General features: G+C 63.1%; 33 protein-coding genes. 1 reads left to right on the forward strand and 32 read right to left on the reverse strand.

The genetic code is table 11. From position 1 onward, the window contains the following. Positions 1-23 precede the first annotated feature (23 nt). Positions 24-401, reverse strand: a complete 378-nt coding sequence (locus ACZYOF_RS10530; protein ID WP_463715726.1) for a winged helix-turn-helix transcriptional regulator — start codon at positions 399-401, stop codon at positions 24-26. A 111-nt stretch (positions 402-512) separates the two neighbouring features. On the opposite strand from ACZYOF_RS10530, the gene ACZYOF_RS10535 reads away from it, so the two are divergent. After that, a complete protein-coding gene (locus ACZYOF_RS10535) occupies positions 513-1,526 on the forward strand; it encodes a zinc-binding alcohol dehydrogenase family protein (protein ID WP_463715727.1) in 1,014 nt (337 codons plus the stop codon). 42 nt (positions 1,527-1,568) lie between these two features. Here ACZYOF_RS10535 and ACZYOF_RS10540 read toward each other — a convergent pair whose 3' ends face one another. From ACZYOF_RS10540 to fusA, 31 genes are all read right to left on the reverse strand, one after another. After that, positions 1,569-2,897: a chloride channel protein gene (locus ACZYOF_RS10540; RefSeq protein WP_463715728.1), complete on the reverse strand. Its 1,329-nt coding sequence runs from the start codon at positions 2,895-2,897 to the stop codon at positions 1,569-1,571. 249 nt (positions 2,898-3,146) lie between these two features. After that, positions 3,147-3,938 (reverse strand): SDR family NAD(P)-dependent oxidoreductase, encoded by a 792-nt coding sequence (locus ACZYOF_RS10545; protein ID WP_463715729.1) that lies wholly within the window; start codon positions 3,936-3,938, stop codon positions 3,147-3,149. 282 nt (positions 3,939-4,220) lie between these two features. Beyond that, on the reverse strand, positions 4,221-4,637 hold the full coding sequence (gene rplQ, locus ACZYOF_RS10550) for a 50S ribosomal protein L17 (protein WP_130580942.1): 417 nt from the start codon (positions 4,635-4,637) through the stop codon (positions 4,221-4,223). 140 nt (positions 4,638-4,777) lie between these two features. Next, on the reverse strand, positions 4,778-5,821 hold the full coding sequence (locus ACZYOF_RS10555; protein WP_207234542.1) for a DNA-directed RNA polymerase subunit alpha: 1,044 nt from the start codon (positions 5,819-5,821) through the stop codon (positions 4,778-4,780). A 99-nt stretch (positions 5,822-5,920) separates the two neighbouring features. After that, on the reverse strand, positions 5,921-6,310 hold the full coding sequence (gene rpsK, locus ACZYOF_RS10560) for a 30S ribosomal protein S11 (protein WP_006021048.1): 390 nt from the start codon (positions 6,308-6,310) through the stop codon (positions 5,921-5,923). Positions 6,311-6,434: 124 nt separating this feature from the next. Continuing rightward, positions 6,435-6,803 (reverse strand): 30S ribosomal protein S13, encoded by a 369-nt coding sequence (gene rpsM / locus ACZYOF_RS10565; protein ID WP_130580944.1) that lies wholly within the window; start codon positions 6,801-6,803, stop codon positions 6,435-6,437. Positions 6,804-6,989: 186 nt separating this feature from the next. Next, positions 6,990-7,853, reverse strand: a complete 864-nt coding sequence (locus tag ACZYOF_RS10570) for an adenylate kinase (RefSeq protein ID WP_463715730.1) — start codon at positions 7,851-7,853, stop codon at positions 6,990-6,992. 79 nt (positions 7,854-7,932) lie between these two features. Further along, entirely contained in the window at positions 7,933-9,264 is a 1,332-nt protein-coding gene (gene secY / locus ACZYOF_RS10575; protein ID WP_394566289.1) for a preprotein translocase subunit SecY, read from the reverse strand. 141 nt (positions 9,265-9,405) lie between these two features. Then, the gene (gene rplO, locus ACZYOF_RS10580; RefSeq protein WP_463715731.1) at positions 9,406-9,894 is read right to left on the reverse strand and encodes a 50S ribosomal protein L15; all 489 of its coding nucleotides are present in this window, start codon (positions 9,892-9,894) and stop codon (positions 9,406-9,408) included. 20 nt (positions 9,895-9,914) lie between these two features. After that, entirely contained in the window at positions 9,915-10,109 is a 195-nt protein-coding gene (rpmD, locus tag ACZYOF_RS10585; protein ID WP_028168147.1) for a 50S ribosomal protein L30, read from the reverse strand. Positions 10,110-10,147: 38 nt separating this feature from the next. Beyond that, the gene (gene rpsE, locus ACZYOF_RS10590) at positions 10,148-10,720 is read right to left on the reverse strand and encodes a 30S ribosomal protein S5 (RefSeq protein WP_027583269.1); all 573 of its coding nucleotides are present in this window, start codon (positions 10,718-10,720) and stop codon (positions 10,148-10,150) included. A 60-nt stretch (positions 10,721-10,780) separates the two neighbouring features. Then, positions 10,781-11,140, reverse strand: coding sequence for a 50S ribosomal protein L18 (rplR, locus tag ACZYOF_RS10595; protein ID WP_027583268.1), 360 nt, complete (start codon positions 11,138-11,140; stop codon positions 10,781-10,783). 11 nt (positions 11,141-11,151) lie between these two features. Then, entirely contained in the window at positions 11,152-11,685 is a 534-nt protein-coding gene (rplF, locus tag ACZYOF_RS10600; RefSeq protein WP_130577492.1) for a 50S ribosomal protein L6, read from the reverse strand. Between the two features lie 14 nt (positions 11,686-11,699). Then, complete coding sequence (rpsH, locus tag ACZYOF_RS10605) at positions 11,700-12,098, reverse strand: 30S ribosomal protein S8 (RefSeq protein ID WP_130577493.1); 399 nt, start codon at positions 12,096-12,098, stop codon at positions 11,700-11,702. Positions 12,099-12,111: 13 nt separating this feature from the next. Further along, complete coding sequence (rpsN, locus tag ACZYOF_RS10610; RefSeq protein ID WP_130577494.1) at positions 12,112-12,417, reverse strand: 30S ribosomal protein S14; 306 nt, start codon at positions 12,415-12,417, stop codon at positions 12,112-12,114. A 47-nt stretch (positions 12,418-12,464) separates the two neighbouring features. After that, on the reverse strand, positions 12,465-13,022 hold the full coding sequence (gene rplE, locus ACZYOF_RS10615) for a 50S ribosomal protein L5 (RefSeq protein ID WP_130577495.1): 558 nt from the start codon (positions 13,020-13,022) through the stop codon (positions 12,465-12,467). Further along, positions 13,015-13,329 carry a 50S ribosomal protein L24 gene (gene rplX / locus ACZYOF_RS10620; protein ID WP_028168154.1) on the reverse strand — a complete coding sequence of 105 codons (315 nt, stop codon included), beginning with the start codon at positions 13,327-13,329 and terminating at the stop codon, positions 13,015-13,017. The genes rplE and rplX overlap by 8 nt, the downstream gene beginning before the upstream one ends. Continuing rightward, positions 13,329-13,697 carry a 50S ribosomal protein L14 gene (rplN, locus tag ACZYOF_RS10625; protein ID WP_028168155.1) on the reverse strand — a complete coding sequence of 123 codons (369 nt, stop codon included), beginning with the start codon at positions 13,695-13,697 and terminating at the stop codon, positions 13,329-13,331. Before rplN ends, rplX begins: the two co-directional genes overlap by 1 nt. Before the next feature lie 81 nt (positions 13,698-13,778). Beyond that, positions 13,779-14,027: a 30S ribosomal protein S17 gene (rpsQ, locus tag ACZYOF_RS10630; protein ID WP_027583261.1), complete on the reverse strand. Its 249-nt coding sequence runs from the start codon at positions 14,025-14,027 to the stop codon at positions 13,779-13,781. Positions 14,028-14,037: 10 nt separating this feature from the next. After that, the gene (gene rpmC / locus ACZYOF_RS10635; RefSeq protein WP_130577496.1) at positions 14,038-14,244 is read right to left on the reverse strand and encodes a 50S ribosomal protein L29; all 207 of its coding nucleotides are present in this window, start codon (positions 14,242-14,244) and stop codon (positions 14,038-14,040) included. 5 nt (positions 14,245-14,249) lie between these two features. After that, positions 14,250-14,663 (reverse strand): 50S ribosomal protein L16, encoded by a 414-nt coding sequence (gene rplP, locus ACZYOF_RS10640; RefSeq protein ID WP_028168157.1) that lies wholly within the window; start codon positions 14,661-14,663, stop codon positions 14,250-14,252. 30 nt (positions 14,664-14,693) lie between these two features. After that, on the reverse strand, positions 14,694-15,392 hold the full coding sequence (gene rpsC / locus ACZYOF_RS10645; protein WP_027583258.1) for a 30S ribosomal protein S3: 699 nt from the start codon (positions 15,390-15,392) through the stop codon (positions 14,694-14,696). A 22-nt stretch (positions 15,393-15,414) separates the two neighbouring features. Continuing rightward, on the reverse strand, positions 15,415-15,801 hold the full coding sequence (gene rplV / locus ACZYOF_RS10650; protein ID WP_028168159.1) for a 50S ribosomal protein L22: 387 nt from the start codon (positions 15,799-15,801) through the stop codon (positions 15,415-15,417). Between the two features lie 10 nt (positions 15,802-15,811). Continuing rightward, positions 15,812-16,090, reverse strand: coding sequence for a 30S ribosomal protein S19 (gene rpsS, locus ACZYOF_RS10655; protein WP_027583256.1), 279 nt, complete (start codon positions 16,088-16,090; stop codon positions 15,812-15,814). A gap of 12 nt (positions 16,091-16,102) precedes the next feature. Continuing rightward, complete coding sequence (gene rplB, locus ACZYOF_RS10660) at positions 16,103-16,936, reverse strand: 50S ribosomal protein L2 (protein ID WP_028168160.1); 834 nt, start codon at positions 16,934-16,936, stop codon at positions 16,103-16,105. A 13-nt stretch (positions 16,937-16,949) separates the two neighbouring features. Then, positions 16,950-17,249 carry a 50S ribosomal protein L23 gene (locus ACZYOF_RS10665; RefSeq protein WP_028168161.1) on the reverse strand — a complete coding sequence of 100 codons (300 nt, stop codon included), beginning with the start codon at positions 17,247-17,249 and terminating at the stop codon, positions 16,950-16,952. Next, positions 17,246-17,866, reverse strand: a complete 621-nt coding sequence (gene rplD, locus ACZYOF_RS10670) for a 50S ribosomal protein L4 (protein ID WP_027583253.1) — start codon at positions 17,864-17,866, stop codon at positions 17,246-17,248. The genes ACZYOF_RS10665 and rplD overlap by 4 nt, the downstream gene beginning before the upstream one ends. A 1-nt stretch (position 17,867) precedes the next feature. Beyond that, entirely contained in the window at positions 17,868-18,587 is a 720-nt protein-coding gene (gene rplC / locus ACZYOF_RS10675; RefSeq protein WP_130225562.1) for a 50S ribosomal protein L3, read from the reverse strand. Between the two features lie 54 nt (positions 18,588-18,641). Then, positions 18,642-18,950: a 30S ribosomal protein S10 gene (gene rpsJ, locus ACZYOF_RS10680; protein ID WP_002712302.1), complete on the reverse strand. Its 309-nt coding sequence runs from the start codon at positions 18,948-18,950 to the stop codon at positions 18,642-18,644. Between the two features lie 83 nt (positions 18,951-19,033). Continuing rightward, the gene (tuf, locus tag ACZYOF_RS10685; protein WP_027583251.1) at positions 19,034-20,224 is read right to left on the reverse strand and encodes an elongation factor Tu; all 1,191 of its coding nucleotides are present in this window, start codon (positions 20,222-20,224) and stop codon (positions 19,034-19,036) included. Positions 20,225-20,264: 40 nt separating this feature from the next. Then, entirely contained in the window at positions 20,265-22,337 is a 2,073-nt protein-coding gene (gene fusA, locus ACZYOF_RS10690) for an elongation factor G (RefSeq protein WP_463715732.1), read from the reverse strand. Positions 22,338-22,342: the final 5 nt, after the last annotated feature.

Raw genomic sequence — 22,342 nt, forward strand, 5'->3', positions numbered from 1 at the left:
GGTGAGAGAAGCGATTGCTTGCTTCAGGCGGCGGTCTGCGCCGCTTCGATGGGATCAGGTGCGGGCGCACAGGACAGCCGCGCCCGGTGAGTCTCGCCCCATTGCTTCAGGATCTCGATCACCGGCCGCAGGCTCTCGCCGATTTCGGACACGGTGTATTCGACCCGTGGCGGCACCTCGGCATAGACCTTGCGGAGGATGAGCTGGTCCTCCTCGAGCGCGCGAAGCTGCTTGGTCAGCATGCGCTGGGTGATGCCGGGCATCCGCCGTCGCAACTCGCCGAACCGCTGCGTGCCGGACAACAGATGGAACAGGATGACCCCCTTCCATTTGCCATCGATCAGGTCGAGCGTCGCCTCGACCGCGCAGCCCGGCCGATGGGCAAAATTCCGCCGTTTCATGGGGCTTTCTTCCAATAGTATCCAAACAGGGACTAGTTCCCTGAATTTACCGTACTTGCCAACTGGGCGCCAGCGCGAGAGTTAGATCGCAACCAGACAAGGGAGAAGGCAATGAAGGCCGTCGGATACAAGAAATCCCTGCCGATCGAGGATGCGGAATCGCTGTTCGATTTCGATGCCGCAAGACCGGAACCCAAGGGGCGCGACATCCGCGTCGCGGTCAAGGCGATCTCCGCCAATCCCGTCGATTACAAGGTGCGCAAGCGCGCCGCTCCGCCCGAGGGCGAGGTCAAGATTTTGGGCTTCGACGCAGCCGGCGTGGTCGACGCTGTCGGCCCCGACGTCAGCCTGTTCAAGCGAGGGGACGAGGTCTTCTATGCGGGCTCGATCCTGCGCCAGGGCACCAATTCGGAATTCCATCTGGTCGATGAGCGCATCGTCGGCGCGAAGCCGAAGACGCTGTCGTTTGCGCAGGCCGCTGCCCTGCCCCTGACCTCGATCACGGCGTGGGAATTGCTGTTCGACCGGCTCGGCGCCGCACCCGGCAAGAGCCTCGATCCACGTACGCTCCTGATCGTCGGCGGCGCCGGCGGCGTCGGCTCGATCCTGATCCAGCTCGCGCGGCGGCTGACCGGCCTGACGGTGGTCGCGACCGCGACGCGGCCGGAGTCGCAGAAATGGTGCCTAGAGCTCGGCGCGCATGCCGTGGTCGATCATGGCAAGCCGATGAAGGAGCAGATCGAGAAATTGAAGCTGCCGCCGGTCGTCCTCGTCGCCAGCCTCACTTATACCGACCAGCACTACAAGGCGATCGCCGATTTCATGGCGCCGCAGGGCAAGTTCGGCCTGATCGACGATCCGCCGGAATTCAATGTCAGTGCGTTCAAGGGCAAGGCGGTGTCGGTACACTGGGAATCAATGTTCACGCGCTCCTCGTTCCAGACCCCGGACATGATCGCGCAGCACTATCTGCTGAACGATGTCGCCGATCTCATCGACAAGGGCGTGCTGCGCACCACGCTCGCCGAGACGTTCGGCACCATCAACGCAGCCAATCTGAAGCGGGCGCATGCCCTGCTCGAGAGCGGCAAGTCGCGCGGCAAGATCGTGCTGGAGGGGTGGTAGACCCGACTGCATGCGGGCGCGCCTGGTGCGCGCCCGCTCGTGTCACGCCTGAACTGGTGGACGCGCCGCTTCGGTAGGCGGCGTTGACCGCTCGATGAAGCCTTTGGCGAGCGCGTGGTAAATTCCTTCCTCGCAAACCAATCGCGAGGTGCCGTAGGCAATCAATGCGGCGGTCATCAGCGGCACCACCATGGTGTGATCCCCGGTCATCTCGGTCACGATGACGAACGCCGTGATGGGGGCTTGCACGACACCGGCGAAATACGAGACCATGCCGAGCAGCATGATCGCCGCCAAAGGCGCTCCGTGAAAGAAGGACGCCACGTTCGAGCCAAGTCCAGCGCCTACCGCCAGCGATGGCGAAAAGATGCCGCCGGGAATGCCGCTGATGGCTGCCAAGGCAGTGGCCAGGAACTTCAGGAACCCGAAGCTCTCAGGCAACGGTGCGCCGCTCTCGAGTGCATCCTTCACTTGCGAGTAGCCTGTGCCATAGACCGTGTCGCCGGACGCCAGTCCACAGAGCGCAACCGCCAGGCCGCACAGTGCTGCAAATGGCACTGAATGGCGTCGAATCGCCTGTCCCACGAATCCCCGAAACCCGCGCGCCACGGTAATGACGATGCGACTGAACAGGCCGCCCATCAAACCGCCGACGACTCCGCAGACGGGAATGGCGAGCCAGTCGATGCCGCGGTTCAACGTCACCGCGCTCGTGCCGAAATAGTCATAATTGCCCATCAGCGCGAGCGACGTCAGGCCCGCAGCAATGACGGCCGCGATAATCAAGCTGCTGGTGCGCGTTTCGAAAGCGCGGCTCATCTCCTCGATGCCAAACACGATGCCCGCGAGCGGCGTGTTGAAGGCAGCGGCAACACCGGCCGCGGCACCGGCCAGGATCAATCCCGGCTGCCGCCGTGGCGACACCCGTCCGATTGCGAACATGATGGACGCACCGACCTGGACCGTTGGTCCTTCGCGGCCGATCGAAGCACCGCATAGCAAGCCAAAGAGGGTCAGGATGATCTTTCCGACCGCGATACGTATGGATACGAGCCGTTCCCTCGCCTGCTGGTTGGTGAGATGACGCGCGGCGATCGCCTGCGGAATGCCGCTGCCCTGGGCGTTCGGAAACAGCCTGGCCGTGAGCAACGCCGACAGCCCAAAGCCGATCGGCGTGACAAGAAGCGATGCATAACGCGATTTGGACAGCAGCATCGCGAAGGCCTGCTGCGCCAGATCGGAGAGCTGGGCCAGCAGCACCGCGGCCGCGCCAACAACGATGCCGCCGAGCAGAAAGATCGCACGTCGCTGCCAGCGCGCCGAGGTGATCTTAACCAGCCGCTGATGGCGGGTGGACAGGGTCAACTTCATGAAACTGTTCTACGCAATCCGCGCCTCCGAAAAAAGCGCTGATCCGTGGGGTGGGTAAAGCGCAGCGTGCCCACCGTCTAACGCCGTGCTCGTGATGGTGGGCACGCTGCGCTTTGCCCACCCCACAATTGAGCCCGCGCCCCCTCCCTCGTCATTGCGAGGAGCGACAGCGACGAAGCAATCCACGCCTCAGCAAGCGGTACTATGGATTGCTTCGCTTACGCTCGCAATGACGGAGCGCGAGCCGCCTCAGATGGTGTTGATGATACCCCCTTCGACGCGGAGTGCCGCCCCGTTGGTCGCGGAGGCCTCTTTCGAAGAAACGTAGACCACCATGTTTGCGATCTCGTCGACGCTGGCGAAGCGCTGCAGGAGCGAGGTCGGGCGGTGCTGCTTGACGAAGTTCGCCACCGCCTCGTCCTCAGGCTCTCCGTTCTGCCTGGCGAGATCCTTGACGAAGGTGTCCACGCCTTCCGACAGGGTCGGGCCCGGCAGAACGGAATTGACGGTCACCGCAGTGCCGCGAGTGAGCTCAGCGAGCCCGCGCGAAATCGAAAGCTGGGCGGTCTTGGTCATGCCGTACTGGATCATTTCCTTCGGAATGCTCAGCGCGGACTCGGAGGCGATGAAGACGATGCGGCCCCAGTTGCGCTTCAGCATGCCCTGCATATAGCCGCGCGACAGGCGCACGCCCGACATCACATTGACCTCGAAGAAGCGGGTCCAGTCCTCGTCGGGGATTTCGAAGAAGTTCTTGGGCTCGAAGATACCGGCATTATTGATGAGGATGTCGACGTCGGGTTGTGCCGAGAGCAGCGCCTTGCATCCGCTAGCTGTGGAAACGTCGGCGGCGCTGCCGCGAACCTTGGCGCCTGCGACTGCCTTCTGAATCGCAGCAACGGCGGCGTCGATCTTGGGCTGGCTGCGGCCGTTGACGATCACCTCCGCGCCGGTTGCCGCCAGGCCGCGGGCAATGGCCAGCCCAATGCCGGCAGTCGAGCCCGTGACGAGCGCGGTTTTTCCCGAAAGATCGATCTTCATGTTGTATCTCCGTAAATTCGATCACGGAGATATCGGGAGCCCGAGATACGGACGCAATTGCCGGATGCAGCATGGCTGACGTCGCGCCAACGTATCCGTGCAAAAATGAAAAGCGAGGCCGAACAGAATTGTAGGGTGGGCAAAGGCGCGTCAGCGCCGTGCCCACCATTCACACTCCGCTCGTGATGGTGGGCACGCTACGCTTTGCCCACCCTACACTCGGAAATGAAAAAGCGGCGCTCGATGGCGCCGCTTTCACAAACCTTCAGGATCGAAGCAGGCTTACGCCGCCTCGGCTTCCTTTTCCTGCACCGGGCCGGAATCCTGGCCCTTGGCGTCGACATCGCGGTCGACGAACTCGATCACGGCCATCGCGGCATTGTCGCCATAGCGGAAGCCGGCCTTGATGATGCGGGTGTAGCCGCCCTGGCGGTCCTTGTAGCGGGTCGCCAGCGTGTCGAAGAGCTTCTTGACCATGTCGACGTCGCGCAGTTCCGAGATCGCCTGGCGGCGCAGCGCCAGCCCGCCCTTCTTGCCGAGCGTGACCAGCTTCTCGACGATCGGGCGCAGCTCCTTGGCCTTCGGCAGCGTGGTCACGATCTGCTCGTGCTTGATCAGGGCCGCAGCCATGTTGGCGAACATCGCGCGCCGATGCTCGGCCGTGCGATTGAGCTTCCGATGAACCTTTCCGTGACGCATGATCTATTCCTTTTCGATTGTCACGACGGCTCGTCGGACATGTTTCTCAGGTGGGCTTCCTGCGTTCGCCCAGGATGGTGAGTAGCCAATGGTGAATAACGAGTGGTTTTCCACTCGCTATTCGCCACTTCATATTTCGCTCAGTAATGATCCTCGAAGCGCTTGGCGAGCTCGTCGATGTTCTCCGGCGGCCAGCCCGGCACTTCCATGCCGAGATGCAGCCCCATCTGGGCCAGCACTTCCTTGATCTCGTTCAGCGACTTGCGGCCGAAGTTCGGGGTGCGGAGCATTTCCGCTTCGGACTTCTGCACGAGATCGCCGATATAGACGATGTTGTCGTTCTTCAGGCAGTTGGCCGAACGCACCGACAGTTCGAGCTCGTCGACCTTCTTGAGGAACGCCGGGTTGAAGGCGAGATCGGGGATGATCTCCTGCGCGACTTCCTTGCGCGGCTCCTCGAAATTGACGAACACGTTGAGCTGATCCTGCAGGATACGCGCGGCATAGGCCACCGAGTCATCCGGCGTGATCGCGCCGTTGGTCTCGATCGTCATCGTCAGCTTGTCGTAGTCGAGGATCTGGCCCTCGCGGGTGTTCTCGACCTTGTAGGAGACCTTGCGCACCGGCGAGAACAGGCTGTCGACCGGGATCAGGCCGATCGGCGCGTCCTCAGGACGGTTGCGCTCGGCGGGCACATAGCCCTTGCCAGTCGCGACCGTGAACTCCATGCGGATCTCGGCACCGTCGTCCAGGGTGCAGAGCACGAGATCGGGATTGAGCACCACGACGTCGCCGACGGTCTGGATGTCGCCGGCGGTGACGACGCCCGGACCCTGCTTCTTCACGACCATCCGCTTGGGGCCTTCGCCCTGCATCTTGATCGAGATGTCCTTGATGTTGAGGACGATGTCGGTAACGTCCTCACGGACGCCCGCGATCGAAGAGAACTCGTGCAGCACGCCGTCGATATGCACCGACTGCACCGCAGCGCCCTGCAGCGAGGACAACAGGATGCGGCGCAACGCGTTGCCGAGCGTCTGGCCGAAGCCGCGCTCGAGCGGCTCGGCGACAATGGTCGCAAACCGCGCGGCATCGGAGCCGGCCGTCACCTGCAGCTTGTTCGGTCGAATAAGTTCCTGCCAATTCTTCTGGATCGTCACTGTGTCACCCGTGGTGAAGTCGATTTGGGCCAGTCGACATCAACTTACTGGCGTCGCGGATTAGTCCGCGCGGTCAATTCCAAAAACAATCGCGAGACGGCAAAGCCGCCCCGCGACCAACAATCAGACGCGCCGGCGCTTGCGCGGACGGCAGCCATTGTGCGGGATCGTCGTCACGTCGCGGATCGAGGTGACGGTGAAGCCCGCAGCCTGCAACGCGCGGAGCGCCGACTCACGACCCGAACCGGGGCCCGCGACTTCGACTTCCAGCGTGCGCATGCCATGCTCCTGCGCCTTCTTGGAAACGTCCTCCGCCGCGACCTGTGCGGCATACGGGGTCGACTTGCGCGACCCCTTGAAACCCATCGTGCCCGCGGAAGACCAGGCAATGGTATTGCCCTGCGCGTCGGTGATGGTGATCGTGGTATTGTTGAACGACGAATTCACATGCGCGATGCCGGAGGCGATGTTCTTGCGTTCGCGGCGGCGTACGCGGGTGGCTTCCTTGCCCATTCCAAACCTTTCCTATGATCTCAACGCCGCCGTAATGCCAGCGGCTACACCTCAAAAGGCGAGTGGCGAATGGCGAGTAGCGAATAGATCACTATTCGCCATTCCCTATTCGCTATTCGCAAACTTACTTCTTCTTGCCGGCGATCGCCTTGGCCGGCCCCTTGCGCGTGCGCGCATTGGTGTGGGTGCGCTGGCCGCGCACCGGCAGGCCACGGCGATGGCGCAGGCCACGATAGCAGCCGAGGTCCATCAGCCGCTTGATGTTGATGCCGACCTCGCGACGAAGGTCACCCTCGACGACATAGTCGCGGTCGATCACTTCGCGAATCTGCAGCACTTCCTGGTCGGTCAACTGGCTGACGCGACGATCCAGCGGGATCTTGACCTTCTCCACGATGTCGGCTGCGTTCTTCTGGCCGATGCCATGGATGTACTGAAGCGCGATCAGCACGCGCTTGTTGGTTGGAATATTCACGCCGGCAATACGGGCCACGGCCTTCTCTCCTGTCGCCGATCCCTGGGATCGGTGCTTCCTAGATCTCTGCTATCTCGGGCAGGTGTCCACAAACGCGAACACGACGCCCTCCCCTCGTTCCTTCGGGGCCCGGCATCGTCATAAAACTATCCGACTTGGATGCGAGGCTTATTAAAGGATTCATGTCGGTTTCGTCAACCGCTCCTAGCGCTTAGCTCGCTTTTTCGTGAGCTTTTTTGCGGGCCGCTTAGCGGCCTGCCTTACCGTCTTCTTGGCCTTGCCGACGCCCCTGGCCTTGGCGGCCTTGGAGACCGTTTTACGGGCCTTCCGGGCGGAGGTGGCGGCCTTTTTGGTTCCCTTGCCGGCCCCTCCTTTGGCTTTGGCGGCCGCCTTCTTGGCGGGCGCCTTGGCTCCCTTTCGGGCGGCTCCAGAGGCGGAGCGCTTGGCTGGAGAGGCTCGCCGTGCCGCCTTGGGTTCCGTGGCGCCGAGCGCCTCCAGGATCCGGTTGATTTCACCCGTAACGTGCTCGATGGTCATCATGCCATCTACGGTCAGCAGCTTGCGGCGCTCGGAATAGTAGTGAATCAGGGGTTCGGTCTGGGCGCGGTAGCTTGCCAGCCGCTTGGTCAGCACTTCCGGCGTATCGTCGGCGCGGACTTCCTCGCCGCGCGCCCGCGTCTCGGCGGCGCGCTTCTCCACCCGCTCGAGCAGCGCGCTCTCATTGACGCGAAGCTCGACCACGGCGTCGAGCTTGAGGCGCTTCTTCTTCAGGAGGTCATCCAGCGCCTCGGCCTGCGGAACCGTGCGCGGAAAGCCGTCGAGGATGAAGCCGTTCTTGGCGTCGGGCTGATCGATCCGATCGGAGATGATGCCGATCACGATCTCGTCGGGTACCAGCCCGCCCGCGGCCATGATGTCCTTGGCCTGCAGGCCGACCGGCGTGCCGGCGGCGACCGCGGCGCGCAGCATCTCCCCGGTCGAGAGCTGGATAATACCGTGCTTCTGAACCAGCCGCTGGGCCTGGGTCCCCTTGCCCGAGCCCGGCGGCCCCAAAAGGATCAATCTCATGATTTTTCGCCCCCCGGCTTGGTGAGCGCGATCCGCACACCCTTGGTTTTGACTTTTGCGCCGCCCGCATTCCGCTCTATCAGCGGCGACGGCCCCTGAGCTTGGACTTTCTGATCAGCCCTTCATACTGATGGGCAAGCAGATAGCCCTGAACCTGTGCCACCGTATCCATGGTCACGCTGACCACGATCAGAAGCGAGGTACCGCCAAAGTAGAACGGCACGGAGGCGTAGGAAATCAGAATCTCCGGGATGAGACATACGATCGCAAGATAGATCGCGCCAACCACTGTGACGCGCGACAGCACATAGTCGATGTACTCCGCCGTGCGCTCGCCAGGCCGAATGCCCGGGATGAAGCCACCATGCTTCTTCAGGTTGTCGGCGGTCTCGGTCGGGTTGAACACGATCGCCGTGTAGAAGAAGGCGAAGAACACGATCAGGGCGAGGTAGAGAATCAGGAACAGCGGCCGGCCGTGGCTGAGCTGGGTGGTGATCCACTGCATCCATTCCGGGCCCTTGCCGGCATTGAAGTTCGCGACCGTGGTCGGCAGCAGCAGCAGCGAGGACGCGAAGATCGGCGGGATCACGCCGGAGGTGTTGAGCTTGAGCGGCAGATGCGAGGACTGGCCCTCGAACATCTTGTTGCCGACCTGGCGCTTCGGATACTGGATCAGGAGCCGGCGTTGCGCGCGCTCCATGAAGACAATGAAGGCGATCACGGCAACCGCCATCACGATCACGACCAGGATCAGGCCGGTCGACATCGCGCCCTGGCGGCCGAGTTCGAGCATGTTGGCGAGCGCCGCCGGCAGTTCCGCGACGATGCCGGACAGGATGATCAGCGAGATGCCGTTGCCGATGCCGCGCGAGGTGATCTGCTCACCCAGCCACATCAGGAACATGGTGCCGCCGGTCAGCGTGATCGCGGTCGAGAGACGGAAGAACATGCCGGGGTCGGTGACGACGTTACCGGCGCCCTCGAGGCCCACCGCGATGCCGTAAGACTGGAACAGGGCCAGGATCACGGTGAGGTAGCGGGTGTACTGGTTCAGCGTCTTGCGGCCGGCCTCGCCTTCCTTCTTCAGCGCCTCGAGTTGCGGCGAGACGGTGGTCAGGAGCTGGATGATGATCGATGCCGAGATGTACGGCATGATGTTCAGCGCGAAGATCGCCATGCGGTGGATACCGCCGCCGGCGAACATATTGAACATGCCGAGGATGCCGCCGGCCTGGGAGCGGAACACCTGCTCCCACACGTTGGGGTCGATGCCGGGCAGCGGGATGTAGGTGCCGAGCCGATAAACAAGCAGCGCACCCAGCGTGAACCAGATGCGCTTCTTCAGCTCTTCGGCCTTGCCGAGCGCTGCGAAATTGAGGTTGGACGCGAGTTGTTCCGCTGCTGAGACCATGTTTCGGCTTTCTCCCGGAGCCCCCGCCGACGTCCCCCACGGGATCATCGGCGGACACCGGACATTATTTGGTGCTCGGCTTCGATAAGTCCAACGTTCTCTGCCGTCCCTGCCTGCGCGAGCCAGGCAATGACGCAGATGTTACGCCGCCTCGCCTTCGTCCTTCTTGGCGGGCGCCAGGATCTTCACCGTGCCGCCGGCCTTCTCCACCGCGGCGACCGCGGACTTGGAGGCGCCATGCACCTCGATGTTGAGCTTGGCCGTGAGCTCGCCGCGGCCGAGCAGCCGCACGCCGTCCTTGGCGCGGCGCAGCACGCCCGACTTCACCAGCGCTTCCGCGTTCACGACCGCACCAGTGTCGAGCTGCTTGGCGTCGACCGCCTGCTGCAATCGGTCGAGATTAACTTCCGCGAAATCGAGCCTGAAGATGTTGTTGAACCCGCGCTTGGGCAGGCGGCGATGCAGCGGCATCTGGCCGCCTTCAAAGCCCTTGATGCGCACGCCGGTACGCGCGGTCTGGCCCTTGCCGCCACGGCCGCCGGTCTTGCCCTTGCCCGAACCGATACCGCGGCCGATGCGCATGCGCTTCTTGCGCGAACCGGGATTGTCGGCGATCTCGCTGAGCTTCATCGCCCTTCTCCTTGTCTGTCTTAACCTTCGCCGACGACGCGGACGAGGTGTTGAACCTTGCTGATCATGCCGCGAACCTCAGGAGTGTCCTGATGCTCGGCAACCCGGCCGATCTTGTTGAGCTTGAGGCCGATCAGCGTCGAACGCTGCGAATGATGGCGGCGAATCGGGCTGCCGATCTGCTCGACCTTGATCGTCTTTGCGGCCTGGGCCATCTCTTAAAACTCCAGATAGCGCGCTGGCTTAGCGCGAGTTATTCAGCCACCACTTCTGCATCGCCACCGACGCGGCGGGCCTGCAGGGTGGACACCTTGATGTTGCGGCGCGCAGCGACCGAACGCGGCGAATCCTGGTTCTTCAGCGCGTCGAAGGTGGCGCGGACCATGTTGTACGGATTCGACGAACCGATCGACTTCGCAACCACGTCCTGGATGCCGAGGGTCTCGAACACCGCACGCATCGGGCCGCCGGCGATGATGCCGGTACCGGCCGGCGCGGCACGCAGGTAGACGCGGCCGGCGCCGTGACGGCCGGCGATGTCGTGATGCAGCGTGCGGCCTTCGCGCAGCGCCACGCGGGTCAGGTTGCGCTTGGCGGATTCGGTCGCCTTGCGGATCGCTTCCGGCACTTCGCGCGCCTTGCCGTGGCCGAAACCGACCCGGCCCTTCTGGTCGCCGATCACGACCAGCGCCGCAAAGCCGAAGCGCTTGCCGCCCTTCACGACCTTTGCCACGCGATTGATGTGCACGAGCTTGTCGACGAACTCGCTGTCGCGCTCCTCGCGCTCCCTGCTCCGTTCGCGTCCGCCGCGTTCGCGTTCTGCCATGGTGTTTTCCAATCTCTAGAAAGGCTTATGCCTCAGTCCTAATATCCGCTCGAAACTTGCTCAGAAGCTCAGTCCGCCTTCGCGGGCCGCATCGGCAAGCGCCTTGACGCGCCCGTGATAGAGATAGGCGCCGCGGTCGAACACGACTTCCTTGACGCCCTTCTGCGTGGCGCGCTCGGCGAGCAGCTTGCCGACGGCCTTGGCTGCATCGATATTCGCACCCGTGTTGCCGCCATCGCGCATCGACTTCTCGAGCGACGAGGCCGACGCCAGCGTCTCGCCCTTCTGATCGTCGATCACCTGGGCGTAGATGTGCTTGGACGAGCGGAACACCGACAGACGCGGACGTCCGCCCCCGGAACGGCGCAGCGCCAAGCGTACGCGTTGCTTGCGCCGGGCATTGGTAACCTTCAGTGACATGACCGGCTCCGTTACTTCTTCTTGCCTTCCTTGCGGAAGATGAATTCGTTGGCGTACTTCACGCCCTTGCCCTTGTAGGGCTCCGGCGGACGATAGGCGCGGATCTCGGCCGCAACCTGCCCCACGCGCTGCGAATCGATGCCCGAGACCGTGATTTCGGTCGGTTTCGGCACCGCGATCGAGATGCCCTCCGGGATCGGATAGATGACGTCGTGGCTGTAGCCGAGCGCAAGCTGCAGGTTCTTGCCCTGCATCGCGGCGCGGTAGCCGACGCCGGTGATCTCGAGCTTCTTCTCAAAGCCCTTGGTGACGCCTTCGACCAGGTTGGCAACCTGGGCGCGCGCGGTGCCGTACATCGCCTGCGCGCGGTTGGTGTCCACGCGTGGAGCGACCTTGACCTGGCCGTTCTCGAACTTCACCTCGACGTCGTTATGCACGACGAACTGAAGCTGGCCCTTCGGCCCCTTCACCTTCACCGTCTGCCCGTCGACAGTCGCCGTCACACCCGACGGGATCGCCACAGGCCTCTTGCCAATACGTGACATGGCTCAATCCTTCCTCAGAACACCGTGAAGAGAACTTCGCCGCCCACGTTCGCGTCGCGCGCTTCGTGGTCAGCCATGATTCCCTTCGGCGTCGACAAAACGGAGATGCCGAGACCGTTGTTCACGCGCGGCAGGTTCTTCACCGACGTGTAGACCCGGCGGCCCGGCTTCGACACGCGCTCGATCTCGCGGATGACCGGCTCGCCGTCGAAATATTTCAACTCGATCTCGAGCTCGCTGCGGCCGGACGAATGCTCGACGCTGGCGTAACCGCGGATATAGCCTTCCGCCTTCAGCACCTCGAGCACGTTCTGGCGCATCTTCGAGCCCGGGCTCGAGACCTTCGACTTCGAGCGCATCTGCGCGTTGCGGATGCGGGTGATGAGATCAGAGATCGGATCGTGCGTTGACATCTTCCGACCCTCCTTACCAGCTCGACTTCACGAGGCCCGGGATCAGGCCCTTGGAGCCGAGCTCGCGCAGCGCGATGCGGGACAACTTGTTCTTGCGATAGTTCGAGCGCGGGCGGCCCGTCAGCTCGCAACGATTCCGGATCCGGGTCGCCGACGAGTTGCGCGGCATTTCCGCAAGCTTCAAGGTCGCCGCGAAACGCTCTTCCATCGGCTTGGTCTTGTCGGCGATGATCGCCTTCAACCGGGCGCGGCTCGCGGCGGCGTTCTTGGCCATCCGCTTGCGCCGGTTGTTCTTCTCGACTGCACTCTTCTTTGCCATGCGTGGCTCCTTACGTTTCCGCGTTTGAGAGGCTGTTCGTCAGCGTCTCACTGCCGGAACGGGAAATTGAAAGCGGTCAACAAGGCGCGAGCCTCGTCGTCGGTCTTGGCCGTGGTACACACGGTGATGTCCATGCCCCGCGCTTCCGAGACCTTGTCGAAGTCGATCTCGGGGAAAATGATGTGCTCCTTGATGCCGAGCGAATAGTTGCCGCGGCCATCGAAGCTCTTCGGGTTCAGCCCGCGGAAGTCGCGCACGCGCGGCAGCGCGACGGTGACCAGGCGATCGATGAACTCGTACATGCGCGCCTTGCGGAGCGTGACCTTGCAGCCGATCGGCTGGTTCTCGCGCAGCTTGAAGGTCGCAATCGCAACCCGCGAATAGGTCACGATCGCCTTCTGGCCGGCGATCTGCGTCAGCTCGGCGGCAGCGGTCTCGGCCTTCTTGCGGTCGTTGACGGAATCGCCGACGCCCATGTTGAGCACGACCTTGTCCAGCCGTGGCACCTGCATCGCGTTCTCGTAACCGAACTTCTCGGTCAGCAGGCCGCGAATCTTCCTGTCATATTCCGTGCGCAAGCGCGGCACATAAGCGGTCTCAGCCATCGATCTCTGCTCCCGAGCTCTTGGCAATGCGAACCTTCTTGCCATCAGCCTGAATCTTGAACCCGATGCGGGTCGGCTTTCCGTCCTTGCCGACATACGCGACGTTGGAGAGGTGGACCGGCGCCTCCTTGGAGATGATGCCGCCCTCCTGGTTCTGGGTCTGCTTCTGGTGACGCTTCACCATGTTGACGCCGCGCACCAACGCGGTGTTTTCGGCCGGACGCACTTCGAACACTTCGCCGGTGCGGCCCTTGTCGCGGCCGGTCAGCACGATGACCCTGTCACCCTTGCGGATCTTGGCAGCCATCACAGCACCTCCGGCGCAAGCGAGATGATCTTCATGTGGTTCTTGGCGCGCAGCTCGCGCGGCACCGGCCCGAAGATACGGGTGCCGACCGGCTCGGACTGGTTGTTGACCAGCACGGCGGCATTGCGGTCGAAGCGGATGACCGAGCCGTCGGGGCGGCGAATGTCTTTGCGGACCCGCACCACGACCGCCTTCATGACGTCGCCCTTCTTCACCTTGCCACGCGGAATGGCTTCCTTGATCGACACAACGATAATGTCGCCCACGGTGGCATAGCGGCGCTTGGAGCCTCCAAGCACCTTGATGCACATGACACGGCGTGCGCCTGAATTATCGGCCACGTCGAGGTTGGTCTGCATCTGAATCATTGATGCACCTCGTCCTCTTTCTGCGCTTCACTTGCGCTCAAAATTTTCCTGACATTCTCCGGCTTCGAAGCCGAATGCGCGTCAGGCCGTTTGCTTCTGCTCGCCCCGGATCACGATCCAGCGCTTCAACTTCGAGATCGGCTTCGATTCCTCGATCCACACCGTGTCGCCCGGCTTGAACTGGTCGCTCTCGTCGTGCGCGTGATAGTTCTTCGAACGGCGGATCGTCTTCTTGTAGATCGGATGGGTGAAGCGGCGATCGACGCGCACCACCACCGTCTTGGCTTGCTTGTCGCTGACGACCACGCCCTGTAGCGTACGTTTCGGCATGTTCGGCCTCTTACTTCTTCTTCGCGCGCTGCTGCGCGGCGATGGTCTTGATACGGGCGATGTCGCGGCGCGCTTCCTTCAGCCGCGAGGTGTTCTCGAGCTGACCGGTGGCGCGCTGGAAGCGCAGGTTGAACCGCTCCTTCTTCAGATTGAGGATCGCGTCCTCCATCTGGTCGGCGCTCATCGCGCGGATATCCTCGACTTTCATCTGGGCCATCTCGGTTACTCCGCGATGCGCGCGACGAAGCGCGTCTTGATCGGCAGCTTGGCGGCGGCCAAGGTCAGCGCCTCGCGCGCGACCTGGTTGGTGACGCCGTCGATCTCGAACAGCACACGACCGGGCTTGACGCGGGCCACCCACAATTCCGGCGCGCCCTTGCCCGAGCCCATGCGCACTTCGGCGGGCTTCTTCGACACCGGCAAATCAGGGAACACGCGGATCCAGACGCGGCCGGCGCGCTTCATGTGGCGGGTCAGCGCGCGGCGAGCGGCCTCGATCTGGCGCGCGGTGACGCGTTCCGGCTCGAGCGCCTTCAGGCCGAACTGGCCGAAGGACAACGTCGCGCCCGAAGTCGCAACGCCGTGGATGCGGCCCTTATGCGCCTTCCGGAACTTCGTTTTCTTTGGTTGCATCATGGCGTTAAGCCCTCAAACTCTCATTTGCCGTTAGGCGGCGTCGCGACGGGACCGCGGGCTGTCGCCCTCGGCCATCCGCTTGTCCTGGGCCATCGGATCGTGCTCGAGGATTTCGCCCTTGAAGATCCAGACCTTGACGCCGCAGGTGCCGAAGGTGGTGAACGCGGTGGCAACGCCGTAGTCGACGTCGGCGCGTAGCGTGTGCAGCGGCACCCGGCCCTCGCGGTACCATTCCATGCGCGCGATTTCAGCGCCACCCAACCGACCCGAGCAGTTGATACGGATGCCCTCGGCACCAAGACGCATCGCCGACTGCACCGCGCGCTTCATGGCGCGGCGGAACGCGACGCGGCGCTCGAGCTGCTGCGCGATCGATTCGGCAACCAGCGTGGCATCGAGCTCCGGCTTGCGGATCTCGACGATGTTGATGACGACGTCGGAAGCGGTGATGTCGGCAACCTTCTTGCGCAGCTTGTCGATGTCGGCGCCCTTCTTGCCGATCACGACGCCCGGACGCGCCGAGTGAATCGTCACCCGGCACTTCTTGTGCGGACGCTCGATCACGATGCGCGCCACTGCGGCCTGCTTGAGCTCCTTGTGCAGGATCTCGCGGATCTTGACGTCCTCGTGCAACAGCTTGCCGTATTCGGCCTTCCCGGCGAACCAACGCGAATCCCAGGTCCGGTTGATGCCGAGACGCAGCCCGATCGGATTGATCTTTTGACCCATCTTATTCTCCTGCGCTTCTTCTTTAAGCGCTCGCCTCGGCCTCGACCTCACGAACCACGATCGTGAGATGCGAGAACGGTTTGTAGACACGGCCCGAACGGCCACGGCCGCGCGGGGCAAAACGCTTCATGACGAGGCCATTGCCGACATGAGCCTCGGCGACGACGAGATCGTCGACCTCGAGGTCGTGGTTGTTCTCAGCATTGGCAATCGCCGATTCCAGGCACTTCTTGACGTCGACCGCGATCCGCTTGCGCGAGAACTGCAGGTCGGCGAGTGCAGCCGAAGCCTTGCGGCCACGGATCATCTGCGCGACAAGGTTCAGCTTCTGCGGGCTGACGCGCAGCATCCGGGCGACGGCCTTGGCCTCATTGTCCGCGAGGACACGTTCGCGCTTTGGTTTGCTCATCGCTTAATCCTCAAGCCCTCTTGGCTTTCTTGTCGCCAGAGTGGCCGTGGAAGGTACGGGTCGGCGAGAACTCGCCGAACTTGTGACCCACCATTTCCTCGTTCACCGAAACCGGCACGTGCTTCTGACCGTTGTAGACGCCGAAGGTCAGGCCCACGAACTGCGGCAGGATGGTCGAGCGGCGACTCCAGATCTTGATAACGTCGTGACGGCCGGACGCGCGCGCGGCATCTGCCTTCTTGAGCAGCGATGCCTCGACGAACGGGCCTTTCCAGACTGAACGAACCATGTCCGGCGTTCCTTACTTCTTCCGCTTGTGGCGGCTTAGGAGAATGAATTTGTTGGTCGACTTGTTCGAGCGCGTCTTCTTGCCCTTGGTCGGCTTGCCCCACGGTGTCACCGGGTGGCGGCCGCCCGAGGTGCGGCCTTCACCGCCGCCATGCGGGTGGTCGATCGGGTTCATGACGACACCGCGGTTGTGCGGGCGCCAGCCGAGCCAGCGGGTGCGGCCGGCCTTGCCGATCGAGATGTTCATGTGATCGGGATTCGACACCGCGCCGATCGCGCCGCGGCAACGGCCGTGCACCAGGCGCTGCTCGCCCGAGTTCAGGCGGATGATGACGTAGTCCTGGTCGCGGCCGACGATCTGGGCATAGGTGCCGGCGGAGCGCGCAAGCTGACCGCCCTTGCCGATCTTCAGCTCGATGTTGTGGACGATCGTGCCGACCGGCATGTTGCCGAGCGGCATCACGTTGCCCGGCTTGACGTCGACATAGCTGCCGGCCACCACCGTGTCGCCTGCGGCGAGCCGCTGCGGCGCCAGGATGTAGGCCTGCTCGCCGTCCTGATACTTGATCAGCGCGATGAAGGCGGTGCGGTTCGGGTCATATTCCAGCCGCTCGACGATCGCCGGCACATCCACCTTGTCGCGGCGGAAGTCGACATTGCGATAGGCCTTCTTGTGGCCGCCGCCGCGGAAGCGCACGGTGATGCGACCGGTGTTGTTGCGGCCACCGTTCGACTGCTTGCCCTCGGTGAGCGCCTTGACCGGCTTGCCCTTGTAGAGCGCCGAACGATCGACCATCACCAGCTGGCGCTGGCCCGGCGTCGTTGGATTGTAGGTTTTCAATGCCATCGTCGTTACGCCCTTATAGTCCGGTAGTCACGTCGATGCGGTGACCCTCTTCCAGGGTCACGATCGCGCGCTTGGTGTCCGACTGCGAACCGAAATTGCCGCGGAACACCTTGGTCTTGCCCTTGCGCACCAGCGTGTTCACGCTCTTGACCTTGACGTCGAAGAGCTTCTCGACCGCTTCCTTGATCTGCGGCTTGGTGGCCTTGGAGGCGACCTTGAACAGCACCTTGTTGTGCTCGGAGGCGAGCGTCGCCTTTTCGGTCACAACGGGCGCGACGATAACGTCGTAGTGGCGCGGATCGATATTCTTCATTTGAAGCGCGCCTCCAGCGCATCGACGGCCGCCTTGGTCAGGACCAGCTTCTGGCGGCGCAGGATGTCGTAGACGTTGATGCCCTGGATCGGCAGCACGTCGATATTCGGAATGTTGCGGGCCGCGGACGCGAAACCGTTGTTGAGCTCGGCGCCGTCGATGATCAGCGCATTGGTGAGCCCGAGGCCGGAGAAGTGACCGACCAGCGCCTTGGTCTTGGCTTCCTTGATATCAGCGCTGTCAAGCACGACCAGGCCGCCGTCCTTGGCCTTGGCCGACAAAGCATGCTTGAGCGCGAGCGCACGCACCTTCTTCGGCAGGTCGGTCGCATGCGAGCGAACCACCGGACCGAAGGCGCGGCCACCGCCACGGAACTGCGGCACGCGCGCCGAGCCGTGACGGGCACCGCCGGTGCCCTTCTGCTTGTACATCTTCTTGCCGGTGCGCCAGATCTCGGCGCGACCCTTGGCCTTGTGCGTGCCGGCCTGGCGCTTGTTGAGCTGCCACTGCACGCAGCGCTGAATGATATCGGCGCGCGGCTCGAGGCCGAAAATGGCGTCGGAAAGCTGGACCGAGCCGGCTTCCTTGCCCTCAAGGGTGGTGACTTTCAGTTCCATCTCACGCACCCTCCTGCTCGGCCGGCGCCTCGGCAGCCTGCTCGCCCGCGACCTTGAACTTGCCGGGCTTCGGAGCTTCCTTCGGCAGCGGCTTCTTGATGGCGTCGCGCACCCTGATCCAGCCGCCCTTGGAGCCGGGAACGGCACCTTCGACCAGGATCAGGCCACGCTCGACATCGGTCTGCACGACGCGAAGGTTGAGCGTGGTGATGCGATCGACACCCATGTGGCCGGGCATCTTCTTGTTCTTCCAGGTCTTGCCGGGATCCTGACGGCCGCCGGTCGAACCGATCGAACGGTGCGAGATCGACACGCCGTGGGTGGCGCGCAGACCGCCGAAATTCCAGCGCTTCATGCCGCCGGCAAAGCCCTTACCGATCGAGGTGCCGGTAACGTCGACGAACTGACCGACCACGAAGTGATCGGCCTGGATCTCGGCGCCGACCGGAATCAGCGCATCCTCGGAGACGCGGAATTCCGCGACCTTGCGCTTCGGCTCGACCTTGGCGACGGCGAACTGGCCGCGCTCGGCCTTCGGCATGTACACGGTCTTGCGCGAGCCCGAGCCGAGCTGCAGCGCAACATAACCGTTCGTTTCAGTGGTGCGGTGGCCCAGCACCTGGCAGTTGCCGAGCTTCAGCACGGTCACGGGGATATGTTCGCCGGCCTCTGTAAAGACCCGCGTCATCCCGACCTTTTGTGCGATCACTCCGGAGCGCATCGGCGTGGTTCCTGTTCTCTTTCGTCCACTCGCGCGGACTTCAATCCAAAAAACTTAGAGCTTGATCTCGACGTCGACACCGGCGGCCAGATCGAGCTTCATGAGAGCATCGACGGTCTGCGGGGTCGGATCGACGATGTCGAGAAGGCGCTTGTGGGTGCGCATCTCGAACTGTTCGCGGCTCTTCTTGTCGACGTGCGGCGAACGGTTGACGGTGAACTTCTCGATGCGGGTCGGCAGCGGAATAGGACCGCGAACCTGGGCACCGGTGCGTTTCGCCGTGTTCACGATCTCGCGGGTCGACGTATCGAGAATACGATGGTCGAACGCCTTGAGACGGATGCGGATATTCTGGCCGTTCATTGCCGTACTTTCTTTGGTGAGTGGCGAGTAGCGAGTAGCGAATAGAAATTCCTATTCGCCACTCGCCATTCCCTATTCGCTTCTTACTCGAGGATCGAGGCGACGACGCCGGCGCCGACGGTGCGGCCACCCTCGCGGATGGCGAAGCGCAGCTTCTCCTCCATCGCGATCGGCACGATCAGGTGCACTTCCATCGCGATGTTGTCGCCCGGCATCACCATCTCGGTGCCCTCAGGCAGATGCACCACACCGGTCACGTCGGTGGTGCGGAAGTAGAACTGCGGGCGGTAGTTGGTGAAGAACGGGGTGTGACGGCCGCCCTCTTCCTTGGTGAGGATGTACGCCTCGGCCTTGAACTTGGTGTGCGGCTTGACCGAACCCGGCTTGCACAGCACCTGGCCGCGCTCGACTTCCTCGCGCTTGGTACCGCGGAGCAGCGCACCGATGTTGTCGCCCGCCTGGCCCTGATCGAGCAGCTTGCGGAACATTTCGACGCCGGTGACGGTGGTCTTCTGAGTGTCGCGCAGACCGACGATCTCGATTTCGTCGCCGACCTTGACGATGCCGCGCTCGACACGGCCGGTCACCACGGTGCCGCGGCCCGAGATCGAGAACACGTCTTCGACCGGCATCAGGAAGGGCTGGTCGATCGGACGCTCCGGCTGCGGAATGTACTCGTCGACATTGCGCATCAGCTCGAGAACCGCGTCATGGCCGAGCTTCTTGTCGCTGTCTTCCAGAGCGGCCAGCGCTGAACCCTTGACGATCGGGATCTTGTCGCCGGGGAAGTCGTACTTGGAGAGCAGCTCGCGCACTTCGAGCTCGACGAGCTCGAGCAGCTCCGGATCATCGACCATGTCGCACTTGTTGAGGAACACGACGAGCGCGGGAACGCCGACCTGGCGGGCGAGCAGGATGTGCTCGCGGGTCTGCGGCATCGGGCCGTCGGCAGCCGACACGACGAGGATCGCACCGTCCATCTGGGCGGCGCCGGTGATCATGTTCTTCACGTAGTCGGCGTGGCCGGGGCAGTCGACGTGGGCGTAGTGGCGGTTCTTGGTCTCGTACTCGACGTGAGCGGTCGAGATCGTGATGCCGCGCGCCTTCTCTTCCGGGGCCTTGTCGATCTGGTCGTAGGCGGTGAACGTCGCACCGCCGGTTTCCGCCAGGATCTTGGTGATCGCGGCGGTCAGCGAGGTCTTGCCATGGTCGACGTGACCGATGGTGCCGATGTTGCAGTGCGGTTTGTTACGCTCAAATTTTGCTTTGGCCATTTGACTCTCCGTTCAATCGTTAGCTGCCAACCAACGATAATCAGGCAAACTTCTTCTGGACTTCAGCCGACACGTTCGCCGGCGCTTCGGCGTAGTGATCGAACTGCATGGTGAAGGTCGCGCGACCCTGGCTCATCGAGCGCAGGTTGTTCACGTAACCGAACATGTTCATGAGCGGCACCATCGCGTTGATGACGTTGGCATTGCCGCGCATGTCTTGGCCCTGGATCTGGCCGCGCCGGGAGTTCAGGTCGCCGATGACGGACCCGGTGTAGTCTTCTGGCGTCACCACCTCGACCTTCATGATCGGCTCGAGCAGGACGGACTTGCCCATCTGCAGCGCTTCGCGGAAGCAGGCGCGCGTTGCGATTTCGAAGGCCAGTGCCGACGAGTCGACGTCGTGATACTTGCCGTCGATGAGCTGCACCTTGACGTCGACGATCGGGAAGCCGGCGACGACGCCCGAGCCCAGCACGCTCTCGAGACCCTTCTCGACGCCGGGGATGTATTCCTTCGGCACCGCGCCGCCGACGATCTTCGATTCGAACTCGTAGCCCTTGCCGGCCTCGTTCGGCTCGACGATCAGCGTCACGGCCGCGAACTGGCCGGTGCCGCCGGTCTGCTTCTTGTGGGTGTAGCTGTGCTCGACCCGCTTGGTCACGCGCTCACGGAACGCCACCTGCGGCGCGCCGATATTGGCATCGACCTTGTAGGTGCGCTTCAGGATGTCGACCTTGATGTCGAGATGCAGTTCGCCCATGCCCTTCAGGATGGTCTGACCGGACTCGTGGTCGGTCGAAACCCGGAACGACGGATCCTCAGCGGCGAGCTTCGCGAGCGCGACACCGAGCTTTTCCTGGTCGGCCTTCGACTTCGGCTCGATCGCAATCTCGATCACCGGGTCCGGGAATTCCATCTTTTCCAGGATCACCTGCTTGTTGGGATCGCACAGGGTGTCACCGGTGCGCGCTTCCTTCAGGCCCGCCAGCGCGACGATGTCGCCGGCATAGGCTTCCTTGATGTCCTCGCGGTTGTTCGCATGCATCAACAGCATGCGCCCGATTCGCTCCTTCTTCTCGCGGGTCGAGTTCACCACGCCGGTGCCGCTCTGCAGGATGCCCGAATAGATGCGGCAGAAGGTGATAGTGCCGACGAACGGGTCGTCCATGATCTTGAACGCGAGCAGCGCCAGCGGCTCCTTGTCGTCCGCCTTGCGCACGACTTCGTTGCCGTCCTCGTCGGTACCCTTGATCGCGGGCACGTCGATCGGCGACGGCAAATAGTCGACGACAGCGTCAAGCAGCGGCTGCACGCCCTTGTTCTTGAACGCGGAGCCGCACAGCACGGGATAGAACGCGCCGGTCAGCACCGCCTTGCGGATCAGCCGCTTCAGCGTCGCCTCATCCGGCTCGTTGCCATCGAGGAAGGCGGCCAATGCGTCGTCGTCGAGCTCGACGGCGGCTTCCACCATCTTCTCGCGGTATTCCTTGGCCTGGTCGACGAGGTCTTCCGGAATGTCGACATAGTCGAACTTCGCACCGAGGGATTCATCGTTCCAGACGATGCCCTTCATCTTCACGAGATCGACGAGACCCTTGAAGTTGTTCTCGGCGCCGATCGGAAGCTGGATCGCGATCGGCTTGGCACCGAGGCGGTCGACGATGTCGGACAGGCACTTGAAGAAGTCAGCGCCGGTCTTGTCCATCTTGTTGGCGAAGACGATGCGCGGAACCTTGTACTTATCACCCTGGCGCCAGACGGTCTCGGTCTGCGGCTCGACGCCCTGGTTGGAGTCGAGCACGCACACAGCGCCATCGAGCACGCGCAAGCTGCGCTCAACTTCAATGGTGAAGTCGACGTGGCCGGGGGTGTCGATGATGTTCAGCCGCTTACCGTTCCAGAACGCGGTGGTCGCGGCGGAGGTGATGGTGATGCCACGCTCCTGCTCCTGCTCCATCCAGTCCATCGTCGCGGCACCTTCGTGCACTTCGCCGATCTTGTGGCTCTTGCCGGTGTAATAGAGGATGCGCTCGGTCGTCGTGGTCTTGCCGGCGTCGATATGCGCCATGATACCGAAGTTGCGATAGTCCTCGATGGCATGTTGGCGGGGCATGGGGC

The organism is Bradyrhizobium sp. LeoA1Lang (assembly GCF_055413685.1).